This is a genomic window from Paenibacillus sp. FSL K6-2859 (assembly GCF_038008265.1).
GTDB lineage: Bacteria > Bacillota > Bacilli > Paenibacillales > Paenibacillaceae > Paenibacillus_AQ > Paenibacillus_AQ nitricinens.
This window is the reverse complement of sequence record NZ_JBBOYU010000001.1, coordinates 2,322,113-2,334,345: the sequence shown is the minus strand read 5'-3', so window position 1 is coordinate 2,334,345 and position 12,233 is coordinate 2,322,113. Positions and strand designations below refer to the sequence as shown.

8 protein-coding genes are annotated in these 12,233 nt (G+C 41.5%); all 8 read right to left on the bottom strand.

Going from position 1 to position 12,233, the window contains the following annotated elements:
* Positions 1-159: 159 nt before the first annotated feature.
* Positions 160-2,706, bottom strand: a complete 2,547-nt coding sequence (locus tag MHB64_RS10145) for a LuxR C-terminal-related transcriptional regulator (RefSeq protein WP_341134336.1) — start codon at positions 2,704-2,706, stop codon at positions 160-162.
* A gap of 222 nt (positions 2,707-2,928) precedes the next feature.
* Positions 2,929-4,167, bottom strand: a complete 1,239-nt coding sequence (locus MHB64_RS10140; protein ID WP_341134335.1) for an RICIN domain-containing protein — start codon at positions 4,165-4,167, stop codon at positions 2,929-2,931.
* A 264-nt stretch (positions 4,168-4,431) separates the two neighbouring features.
* Complete coding sequence (locus MHB64_RS10135) at positions 4,432-5,241, bottom strand: acyltransferase domain-containing protein (protein WP_094871471.1); 810 nt, start codon at positions 5,239-5,241, stop codon at positions 4,432-4,434.
* Positions 5,242-5,391: 150 nt separating this feature from the next.
* Entirely contained in the window at positions 5,392-6,039 is a 648-nt protein-coding gene (locus tag MHB64_RS10130; protein ID WP_094871472.1) for a hypothetical protein, read from the bottom strand.
* A 121-nt stretch (positions 6,040-6,160) separates the two neighbouring features.
* Positions 6,161-7,318: a Ger(x)C family spore germination protein gene (locus MHB64_RS10125; protein WP_341134334.1), complete on the bottom strand. Its 1,158-nt coding sequence runs from the start codon at positions 7,316-7,318 to the stop codon at positions 6,161-6,163.
* Positions 7,315-8,727 (bottom strand): spore germination protein, encoded by a 1,413-nt coding sequence (locus MHB64_RS10120; protein ID WP_094871474.1) that lies wholly within the window; start codon positions 8,725-8,727, stop codon positions 7,315-7,317. Before MHB64_RS10120 ends, MHB64_RS10125 begins: the two co-directional genes overlap by 4 nt.
* Entirely contained in the window at positions 8,724-9,827 is a 1,104-nt protein-coding gene (locus MHB64_RS10115; RefSeq protein ID WP_445671606.1) for a GerAB/ArcD/ProY family transporter, read from the bottom strand. The genes MHB64_RS10120 and MHB64_RS10115 overlap by 4 nt, the downstream gene beginning before the upstream one ends.
* 117 nt (positions 9,828-9,944) lie before the next feature.
* Positions 9,945-12,035, bottom strand: coding sequence for an alpha/beta hydrolase fold domain-containing protein (locus MHB64_RS10110; protein WP_341134333.1), 2,091 nt, complete (start codon positions 12,033-12,035; stop codon positions 9,945-9,947).
* Positions 12,036-12,233: the final 198 nt, after the last annotated feature.

The window sequence follows — 12,233 nt, the reverse complement described above, 5'->3', positions numbered from 1 at the left end:
ATTGATATTGCCCCACTTCCTTTTCAATTAAGTTTCTTGTTGCAAAATATCTTTGTATGTCGAATACTCAGCAATTACCTAACTATAAGACTAACTTTTCCAAAAAAAAACTCCCCAAAAGGGGAGGATAGTCTTACTTATAGGGGGGCTTCATACCTATTATATGAATGTATTGAAATATTGGAGCGCTTGCACACGATTGTTTACTCCAAGCTTTCTATACATATTTTTAATATGAAATTTCACTGTTTCACCTGTAACAAATAGCTTATCAGCGATTTCTTTATTCGACAGCCCACTTGCGATTAAATGTAGAACTTTCATTTCCTGTTCCGTTAATATTTCTTTGAGAGATGGCTTTCCTTCCATGGTTACATTAAAAGCCTGGATCAGCTGCTTCACATAAGACAACGAAAGCTTTGGATCGGGAATTAGACTGCCTATCTGTACCTTCAGATAAGTAGATAGCAGTTCCTGCATCTTAGGTCCTTCATCCAAAAAGCTGCGGATATAGCCTTCTGGCTCTGCTAGATGTAAAGCGGTCTCCAAGAGTAGATAAGCTGCCTCAGTTTGACCGATGGATTGATACGTCATACTTTGCGCAATACATACCTTAATTTGATCTCGGAGACGATCTTCCTTGGATAACAAAAGATTCAGTTGATCCAATACTTGTAAGGATTCACCTGAACGTTCACATGCAGCCAGCACTTTTGCCAAAGCTAGGTACTCTGCGATTCGATTCATGGGAATTTCGTCCGTATGTGCCAAACCGCATTCCCCCAACCATTCCACAGCCATTTGAAGCGAACCCTGCTGTAGAGATAAACATGCGTGCTCCGCTTCAACACCTAACATAAACAAATCATAGTCAGGAGAGTCAATTTGCAATTTCAACTGTGTAAGCAGCTGTGATGCTCGCTTTGGATCTCCTTTGGCTTGCTGAATCCTTGAAGCGCTAGTGTAATTGTGAATCAAAATTCGAGCGAAAGGCTGCATGTCCTTACGTTCAAGGACTTTACTTGCATACCGTTCAGCTTCGTCCAATCGATTCCATTCATAGAGCAATTTGCTATAAGAAGCATACAAATAACCAACAAAAGGATACTCCTGTTTGTTCTCCCAAACTGTAATCCATTTTAATAGGAAGGCTTCTGCTGCATGAAGATCATTAATAAGCGCCAAGTGATCATCAAACACATCATTCCCTTGATATCGATTACGCCCCATCGTTTGAAAAAAACTACCTTCTGGCACGAATTGCTCTACGAGCTCAAAGTATGCCGACGTTCGCTCAAGGTCCTTTTGCAGATAGGTGGTAACTGAACAGAAAAAGTAAATATTACCCATAATCTGATTCCACTGGGCATCATCCATTTTCCCCTGCAACGCTAGAAACCGAATTTCAGCCTGCTCTACTCTCTTAAATGCCGTCTTCCATTCTCCAACTCCCAGCAATACAGAGATATAAAACAATTCAATCATCGGCTTCTCTGCAAAAGAGTTCTCCGGCAAAGCAGACACCCATCGAATCAAAACAACGCTTTTCGATTGCACCAACGTATGAAGATTCTTCTCGATCAAACGAACAGCATCTGCGAACCGTTTTCCTTCTATATAATGTTCCACCGCTTCTTCATCAAAACCATGCTCCTCCAGCCATTTTGCCGCTCGAGTATGTACTTGCATCCACTTTTCCGGATCTGTTCTGAACAATATTTGTTGCAAAAAGTCAGAAAGCAAATGATGATACCTGTACCAATTCCTTTGATCATCCAAGGGGATAACGAATAAATTCAAATGGACTAACCTTACCAATTGCTCTTGGCAGTTCATTTGACCGGTTACAGCTTGACACAAGGAATGATTCATCCGATCTAAAATAGAGGTTTCCAGTAAAAAAGTGCGTACAGAATCCGGTAGATGATGAAATACTTCTTCTAGCAAATAATCAGATATATGCTGCTGTTGACCTCTAATTTGATGAATCGTCGCATTTATATTATCACTTTGTTTCAGACTAATCGCCGCTAGCTGTAAGCCGCTAATCCAGCCTTCGGTCTGATCATAAAGCTCGGTAATTTGATCTTTGGTTAATCGCAAATCGGTTGTATCCCGAAAAAATTCAAATCCCTCATCCAATTGAAAACGCAGATCCTGCATGATGATTCGATGTAACTCACCTTTTGCCAAAAGCCTAGTAGTGGGTATGGTCAAATCGGTTCGACTAACGATATATAGATGAATATGGGGAGGTAAATGCTCAAGTAGATAAGCCATAGACTGATGTATTGTGGGGGTTTCGATGACATGATAATCATCAAGAATAATAAGTAGTTCACTTGTTAAGTTATTTAACTCATTCAATAGCGCTACTATCGCTGGCTCCAAAGTCATAGAAGGCCCATTCATCAGAAGGGGTTGAACCGTTGATCCAAACCTAGGGCAACTCTCTTGGATAGAGGCTGTTACATAACTCCAAAACTGAGCCCAATCATTATCCTGCATATCTAATGAAACCCAAGCTACTTGCGTATCACAATGTCTAATCCATTCACTTAATGCTGTGGTTTTGCCATAACCAGCTTGAGCAGAAATAAGCGTCAACTTGTAGTCCATTCCTTCATTAAGTTTACGCATCAGCCTTGGGCGAGAGACCAATGTTTTACGAACACGAGGGATATGGAGTTTAGTTCCAACAATCAATGATAACCCCTCCGAATATGTATAAATGCTATAGGTAATACAATAAATTCAATCTATTTTAGTAGCATTTTTTAGAATTCAAGTCTATTAATCACAGTATATCAGATAGAGGAATATTAAAATATGAAATGATGCCTTCTGATAAGTGTATCTATATTCTACAAAAAAATAAAAAACGGCATCTCTGCCGTTTGTCTTAAACATGATCGTATAAAGATCCTTTTAGTTCACTTTAGTAAAAAACCATTTCTGAGCATCGCTTCCATTATCCGTCCACTGCTGAACCGCTGCGCCATCTGCCGTTGAGGCTCCGTTTACATCCATAGCTAATCCACTCACTTTAGAAATTAGTTTGTAATAGCCACCCCCTACATCTACAATACTCCACCGCTGAGCGTTGCTACCATTGTCATCCCACTGCTGCAACTGTACACCGCTGGTGGTTGATGAGTTTGGCACATCCAAGACTTTTCCACTATGCACTGCTGTCAGCTTATAGTAGCCGTCTCCTGCACTTTCCACCTTGAATTTCTGGTTATTAGCTGTGTAATTGGTCCATTGCTGCATCTTCGCCCCACTTGCTGTGGATACATCCACTACGTCCAGAACCTTGCCACTAGCCTTGTCGGCTAAGGTATAAATCCCACCACTAACGATGCTTGAGGTAGGCGCGGATTGATACACACGTACATAATCAACCAGCATTTGCGCCGGGAAAGCAGTTGAAGCGTTTGGACTTCCAGGCCAATTCCCACCAACAGCAAGGTTTAGCAGGATAAAGAAGGGTTTTTGGAACTCCTCTGTATTGCCCGTTCCATTCTCAATATAAAAAGCATTAAATTGGTTGCCATCTACAAACCACTTGATATAATTCGCATCCCATTCAACGCTGTACACATGGTATTGAGAGAAATCCAGATTTCCGGATACCTGCCCATACTCGGCATGCCCATTGGCATCCCAGTGTACCGTCCCATTAACAAAAGCATTATTGTTCACACGTTCCATAATGTCTGTTTCACCGGATTTAGGCCAACCTACTGTATCAATATTTGATCCAAGCATCCAAAATGCCGGCCAGAGTCCTTGACCCGAGGGCACCTTGATTCTAGCTTCGATTTTCCCATAGGTAAAACTTTTGAGTCCTTGTGTTTTAATCCGTGCAGAGGTGTAATTCATTCCACCGTAGGATTCTTTTTGCGCTGTAATCACCAGATTCCCACCCGTAACTTGCAGGTTCTGCGGACGACTAGTATAGTACTGAAGTTCATTGTTACCCCAGCCACCGCTCCCTGTGCCGATTTCAGCCGACCAATTATTCGTATTCAGAGAATTCCCGTCAAATTCATCGCTCCATACCAGATTCCAGTTAGAAGCTGCACTTGAATTACCAGTAGGCACTAGAGCAATCATGAGTGTAAACAGCAGAAATAGACTTAGCATTTTTCCTTTTCTCAACATCATCGTCTCCTCCTAATAAATAAAAAAAATTATAGGACACTGGAATGCTTAAGACGATATCTGCCCAGGGTCAGCCCAATAGAATCACCTCTTTGATCTTATTGATTTCATTGCACGGCGCGCTCGCACATTTGAAACCGGTTTCGTTTTAAAAAAAACAAAACACTATCCCCAAAACCAGCTATTACAGCCAGCGTCAGGTTAACGCATCACTTCATTTGCAGTGTACGTCTTCTCTATCCGTAATATGCCAAGATTTCAACCTTACTTATGTACTTTAATCCCATAGCCACTTCCTAGTTTACCTCCTGCAATTAAAAAAGCTTTTGCACTCCGTTGCAGTTGAGTGTTCTCTACGTACTCTTGAGGGGTCATACTTAGTTTACTAAATATTCTTTCTTCTGCTTCCTTGGAACTTTTGTCGACTTCATAAATGTAGAACCGACTTTGAAACTTAATAATGTTCGATTCTGGGTTCAATACCTCCCTTAGTTCCGGATCAAGCAGCCATGAATGACAAATAAACACTGGAGTTATTCCTCTAAAAAAAGCTCTGGCTAACTGAAAGGATTCCTCCACACTTTGAACTGATAAAGGCTCTCCTGCTGGAATGTGCACATTAAGCACGAGTTGATTGGTAAAGATTGTATAACCATCAACGACTAAATCACGGTCCATCGCAAAAGGTTGAAATTGCATTCTTCCCAAACGAAATAACCGAAGCTGAACATGCTCTTGCAGCCAGTTATATTCTTCAATACCATATTCTCCGTAATCACGCATACATTGCATGCACCAGATCTGAATATCTGAGAATGTATCATAATAGATCTCGTCCTCAATGTTACGAATACGATACTCTTCATAAGCATCTACTGCGAATCTCACAAATAAATATAATAATAGCTTTCGATAACCCTCCGAGAGTTTCACCGATTCAAAAAAAGAAAATCTATCAAAGTAAAAATGTTGTTTATAAACTAGATATTCATCCTCTTTCAACTGAAACTCATAAACTTGCTGTCTAGCCGCTGGATCAAGCTTTATCCCTTCACACAATGCTCTGATATTCACTAGAAAACCTCCTTAGTTCCTATGGAATGCCTATAACCGCTCTTTACAAAAGAATATCTCACTATTACTCATTTTTTCACATAATAAAACAAAGAAACGGCATTTTCGCCGTTTCTTTGTTTTATGGATGGCCAGGGCTCAGAGCCTGTTTTACTCCAATCCATGCTCCTTGCGGATGTTATACATACCTTGAACAAGCAGCTCGGAAGGATCCCGATTCAATTGCAAGTGCGTTAACAATAAATGCAGTGGAAACGCACATACGTTATTCCCATCGCTTATCGCTGGAAATCCAGCCTCGAAGACCGGACCAAGTTTTTCGTTCCAAGCTAGACCCACATGTACATCCTCTGGCGCAAATTCTTCGGTGATTTCTTTAATACATTGCGGAACTAGCTCATTGTCTATGATCGCTTTAGCTTCGTCTTCACTTGAAGGCGGTTTTGGAAGCGTTTTGCCTCCCTCAATCTTCATCAGATCAACAAAGAATGAAGCCATCCATGCTGCAGGGTCCTTACCCGATTGAAATCTTGCAATCAATTCACGCAGAAAAAAGCCACAAGAATAGACATGGTCTAACTCAGACTTTACGTGAAAAACAAAAACCGGGCCGTAGGCCTCCATATTCAACACTTGTCCTTCAACGTCTTGAAAGTGCACTCTCAAAGCTACGAGACCGTTATGATGAACAGCCATCACTAGCTTATTCATATCCTCCTCAGACATTTCTGGATCATTGGTTATTTCCTCGTTCTCGTTTAATGTTTCTTCGTTCTCATTTGTTATCTCATTGGTCATTTTAAATTCCCTCCCGCTCCTATCATACCATCTAGTGAATTGAACTGACACTTTAATAATAGACAAATTATAGTTTCAATAACAATTTAGCCAACCCGTCACAATGACTGGCCGGCTCTAACTACCTTACATTATCTTTACGCTGCCCCCAGAAACGAAGATCTATATTCACATCGATATTTTCCTTATCTAGAGAATTCTCCGTCAATGTAGTTCCGTTATCTTGAAATTGTTTCCAAATTTTGTTATTTCTTTGAAATAGAATCAGTGACAATTGATAAGGATCAGCTCCAATAGCTACAGCTGACCGGAACGTGGATAACAGTTCGTCTCTTAGAGAATCCTCTGTTAACTTTTGTAATTCCGCTACTTCTACTTTCTTGTATATACTTTGCACCATACCATGTGCTTTTATTTTAATTCCATACTTCATTCCATCTTTAGTTGGTATAAGCTCTACAGTGAATCGAGGCTGTTGCAGCATCACACTCCCCACAGGATCATCGTGAGGACCAACGATGACGGGTGCCTGAGTATTCCTATCTGCGAGCCAACGGATTCCTAAGAGCTCCTTCCGCTTCTTCCAGCCTTTGCTCTCTTTATTCTTAATGAGAAAAGCTCCGTCGATCTCGAGTATAGGATGCTGCCTCATATCCTCGCTCCAGTTGGCACTCGTAATAGATAGTGTCGGAAGTACTGCAGTAGCTGCTTTTTCCCTGTAGTGAATTATAAAATCATTAAACTGCGTTGGACGTATAAATGAAAGCTGCTTATAGCTCTCCATTGGCTCATGTAGCAAGGAATGCAGAGGTGACAGCTTGAAAAATGGTGTTGTTGTAAACAAATCCTTCAGTTCTCCATGCGTACCATAAACCCACTTGGTATACCTGATTTCCTCTGAGCGGTTTGTAATATCAAAAACCTGTTCCATTCGTTCAGGCTCCAGTACAGACTCTGTCAATACAAGAGCTGTAACCTGACCCCAGGACAAATACTGCTGATTCGTCTTATAAATATCCAGCAGAGCATCTGCTAAATTTTTGCCACGGCCCTTTCCTACCCACACCGGTATCTCCTGCGAAGCTCCCCCTCCCTCTTGCTTCGCAACACTAGAGAAATCAAGCATTTGAGCATAAATAATATATTCTCCATCTTTGTAATCAACACCGATGGCACTTATATAGTTTATATCCTGAACCTCGCGGATATCCCAACAGCCAGTCAACAACAGGGAGAGAGAGATCATCAGAATGTATAATCCTGCAACAGATCGAATCATAAAGAACCACCCTTTTTCCGTAACCCGGGAAGCCTCATGAAATTACGCAGGATCTTTTGGATAGAAAAGGGTGAGAAGGGTGCCAAAAAGGGTTGCCCAAATGGCCGATGACTAGAGGTGTAAAGAATGAGAAAAAAAACTGAAATAAAAAAACCAAATAACCCAAGTACAGAAGAAAAAAATAGCGTAAAGATCCTCATCAGGGTCTGACTATATACAAAATCCTGATTAGCAAGTGTTGCACCAGCAACAAAGGACATGGCAGCAATAACTGTCACCGTTGGCGAGAATAGTCCACCACGTATAGCTGCATCTCCTATGATAATCCCTGATACAACCGTTATAGTTCCACCAACTGAGGAGGGCATTCGGCTCCCAGCCTCACGAAGCAGAGACATTAGAAAAAGGATCAGGAGCATTTCAAAGGCACCTGGAAATGGTAAACCCAGTCGAGTATTCGCTACGGTCGACAGGAGTGAAAATGGGATTTGATCTTGATGATAGGACATCAAGGAAATATAAAATCCTGGCAAGAAGATGGAAATGATAACACCAAGCAAGCGTAGAACACGCCATGGAAAGGCAAAATAAAATGGAAGGTGAGGATCTTCAGCAGAAAATAACAGCTGCATAAAACTAGCTGGAGCAATCAGTGCAACTGGATTTCCATCGAGGATCAGAATGAGGCGGCCTCTCATTAAGGAATCATGGGTGAAATCAGGCCTACCGCTATAATCAAATATAGGGAGTAATGAGAACTTATAAGGGGATATATGCTCTATCAGTTCTCCAATGCCTGATGGTGCATCACCAGTATAGCTGTTTAACCTGTCTTCAATTTCCGTAACCATCTCCGGAATTACCCGCTCCTTCAGATAGAGCACCCCCACATTTACGCCAGCAACTTCTCCTAGCGTGTATGAGGTATATATCAAATCCGTTGTCTTTAATCTTTTACGAATTAGTGCTACATTTACCTCTAGACTTTCTACAAAGCCATCCCGCGCACCTTTAACGGAAATTTCAGTGCTGGCATCCTCAGGTGTCCGATTGATGTTGCTTGGAGCGTTAAAAGCATAACAGTCACTTTGGTCTGGAAACACAAGAACCGCATAACCAGAAAATACATTTTGAATAATACTTTTTTCATCGGCCGGCAATTTCTTTAATGATAGTTGAGCTTCCAGTTGGGTTGGGTTGGTAGGCTGCTGATCGGTTAAGGATTGGCCCCATAATCGATGGATAACCGGTAGGAAAGTCTCTGAAATCGTCACAGAATCGCACATCATTTTATCAAAAATGAGAATTCCCCACGGCTTATCCCCCACATTATATCCGGGATAGATTTTAAAGTGAACGTCTTCACAATCCTTAAACCGTTGCTTCAAGCTTTCTTCCGTGACAATCATGATGTTTTCCCTCCTAAGTCGGAACTGGTTGGTTCTGAACGACCGATAAACAAATACAAAAGTACAAGCAGCACTGTTGTATATACGGTAGAAATCACAAGAATATGATCGCCAATGTAATGATACATTCGCAGATTACTAAGTGGCATAATACACAAACCCGCCATCAGAACCGCAGAACAAAAAATTCCGACTAAACGTTTGGAAGCAGGAAATAGATACTCTGACATTAGGTACATACAAAGTGAAATGGAGATATACGCACCGCTTAACCATTGAAAGATAGAAAGAAAATCTACATGCTCGATAAATTTACCGAGCTTCACCAGCCTCCATTGTTCATACGCCGGGTAACGTTGAATTCTCATCTCTTCGGGCCCAAATTCGGAGATTCCAGCCATGGTCGGACCAAGCGTGAGCATAACCAAAATAAAATGAAAAGCGGCAACAGTGAGCAGTTTGGGATTTTTTTTAAGATGCGGGCGAAGAAAGATCACTAATATAAATTGTGTAAAGCCACCAAGTATCGCTGGCAATCCATGTAGTACTGGTGCAATTCCATCTTCTAAAACAGGTAACAACATGTCATAATTCTTATATTTCGCATTGGAAAATGAAACAAAAAAACCTAAAACTACAACCATAGGGAGCAGAATACCCGCAGCGGTACCTATAGTTAGGATACCTGAATACGCTGTAGCCACACATAGCAGGACTAATACTAAGGTTGTAACCGTTACAGGGGTTTCTAGTAAGTACGTAGATTTGGTCCAATCAATAACTTCCTTTAAAGTATAAAGGGCAAAGAAAAATAAATATAAACTTATCATGCACATTACAAGTCTTCTAGCCCACTTACCACTGCCTTCATCTATGGCTAATTTTAAGGTTCTATTCCCTATTTTTTTCATAATTGCATATAGAAAAAGTACCCAAGGAATACATAGGATAGCCCCCAGGATTACTGTGATCCAAGCGTCTCTCCCCGATTTCTCCAGCAGCACAGGGATAATCATTACGTGATTGGTTAGTCCTGCGGTCAACATCATCAGCATAAATCCTTGAGATACTGGAATCCCACGACTTCCCGGCACATACATCCCCCCAATTCTTTCTAGGAATAACCTGTGCCAACTGATTACAATTTATACATCTTCTCCATTCGACAAACCGCTAATCATATCCACCCAGTATGATCTCACTAGAAACTCCAAGCTTTAATGTTGATTCTCCAGAAATAGGTCCCCGAAGGCATTAACATCCTTTGAAGAACCTATGCCACTATTGTATTCCAGCCAGCCTCTACGCCCTTCGCCGTCATTATCATTGACCAGCAGCGAAAACTTAAGCTTCATTCCTTGCTTCACATGGTTAATGTCATGGCTCAGTTCACGCCAGGGTATGGCTAATTCGTAGCTGGTTGTTGAATCTGAGCGACTCACCGCATACTTTAGCTCTAGGGCATCATTTATATTGAATCCCCTTGGGGTTAACCAGCGCCACTTCAGCAGATTCCCTGCATTTCCCCGAGCCACGCCTAGTTCATGATACTCCGAGGGTACCGTTCCATCTATGTTTGCAATACCAATGCCGATCTGGATGCTGTCTCCACTCCAAATGGCATCACCCGATGCCGACTGTTCATGCTTGTCATCTATAACTTCTACCCCTAGATAAAGGTTATCCTCATCCCAAGCTAAGGAACCAGTCGCACTGATATCCTGCTCACCTCTCCAACCACTGATTTTGATATCCTTCACATTAAAGCGAGCCTGATCACTCCAATCTGATAGGTTACCATTGATTTCAACGGGCTTACTGAGTTTTGGCAACAACAGTGCGTTAAAGGAATCTAACGTCGACTGCAATAGATTACCTATGTCATTATAAGATTTAAGCGTCCGTTGTCCTCTAGTAAGTTCAGGAATCTCTAACCGCACACTCTTTCCTGGTTCTAGGTTCTCCACAGAAGAACTAAAGGTACCTTGCGTAGAACGTCCTGTCTCATAATCCGCTTCCACTGAACCATTGAAATTGTTCGAAGACTGATTAGTAACATCCATATGAGTTCTTATTTCCTTGGCAGCTTCATCATAAAATGTCTCATATTTCACCGTCAACGGGTCGATTACGTTAACATTGACAGCGAAGCTCATTTCCGTTTTAGGATCTTCGCCTCGTGAGACAAACAGCGTATCATTTCCTCGCACCAAGCCTTCCGGAACCTGTATCCGAAGTCTGTCAGCTTCCTCTTCACGAAGCTGCCATCCCTCGGGCAAATCGATGTTGATCGACTCCTTCGAAGGCGTATGATAGACCTCGGGTAGCTTAATATCAAAAGCATCTCCGGAAGCAATCGAAAATCCGGAATTCTCCGGTAGCTTTGCAAGATCAGAACTGTTCATGACATTCCATAGAAAATGTGTTGTCGTCTCCATAATTTCATCGATGTATTTATCATTCTTGTAGTCATGTCCGACACCTTCCATGGTGAGCAGGTTATGATACACCCCCTTCTCTTTCAGCTGTTCGGCCAATTCAACACTTTGCTGGTACGGCACCAGTTTGTCTATCGTTCCATGAATGATGAGCACCGGCGGCAGCTTACTGTCCGCACTTTTCGTCAGATCACCGCCATAAATATCAACAATAGAAAATATAGGTTTAATGATGGAAGGCTCCTGTGATACATATTGATTAACAAAGTTTATGGCTAGATGCCCCCCTGCTGAATCACCGCCGATCACAATACGGCTTGCATCCATTCCATAATTCTCTGCGTTATCATTGATCCATTGGATCACATCGCTTACATCTTCATAAGCGTCATTAAGCGTGCGGGTGAAATTAGTAAATGGATCTTTTTTTAGCCTATAATCAATGGCCAATACCGCATATCCACGCTTGGCCAGTCCCGTAGAAAAGTCCGCTGCATCGTACTTCCCTCCTTCTGTGTACCCTCCACCGTGAATGAAAATAAATACAGGTCTCTTCATGTTATGATCATCAGACGGCTCGTATAGATCAAGCTTCAGAGGTTCTACAGCATCTGTCTCATTTTTCTTACTCGCATACAAAATATCTCCCTTCACTGTAACTTTATAAGCGGGAGTCAGGTATTGAACCGGAATTTGTTTATTGTTGACAGTAACTTTTGTCGCTGTTGCGCTACTGTCAGCAGTATTCACATTAGCCACTTCTTTCCCTTCTTTTTCTAAAGCGCTCATATTCTCTCGGTTATGCAGTAACAACCAGGAACCTAGAACGATTACTAGGATCGTAAGAACGTAAACAAGCCTACGCTTCATTATGACAACCTCCCAGAATGATTTTGGATTTGAAAAAGTAATATACTTCCAATATCATCATTCTAGAATTCAAGGTAGCGTTTAACAATTATGTATTCCTTCGTGAATTAGGTTTAATATTACGAACTTTTAGTGAACAAGAAAGCGTATAATTAAGTAGAATCGGCTTTGTCATAGAAATAGATAGAGGAGGACATT

Coding starts and splice junctions, on each gene's coding strand:
- MHB64_RS10130 (WP_094871472.1), bottom strand. CDS start 6,039: ATGACCAATGAGATAACAAATGAGAACGAAGAAACATTAAACGAGAAC.
- MHB64_RS10140 (WP_341134335.1), bottom strand. CDS start 4,167: ATGTTGAGAAAAGGAAAAATGCTAAGTCTATTTCTGCTGTTTACACTC.
- MHB64_RS10120 (WP_094871474.1), bottom strand. CDS start 8,727: ATGATTGTCACGGAAGAAAGCTTGAAGCAACGGTTTAAGGATTGTGAA.
- MHB64_RS10110 (WP_341134333.1), bottom strand. CDS start 12,035: ATGAAGCGTAGGCTTGTTTACGTTCTTACGATCCTAGTAATCGTTCTA.
- MHB64_RS10125 (WP_341134334.1), bottom strand. CDS start 7,318: ATGATTCGATCTGTTGCAGGATTATACATTCTGATGATCTCTCTCTCC.
- MHB64_RS10115 (WP_445671606.1), bottom strand. CDS start 9,827: ATGTATGTGCCGGGAAGTCGTGGGATTCCAGTATCTCAAGGATTTATG.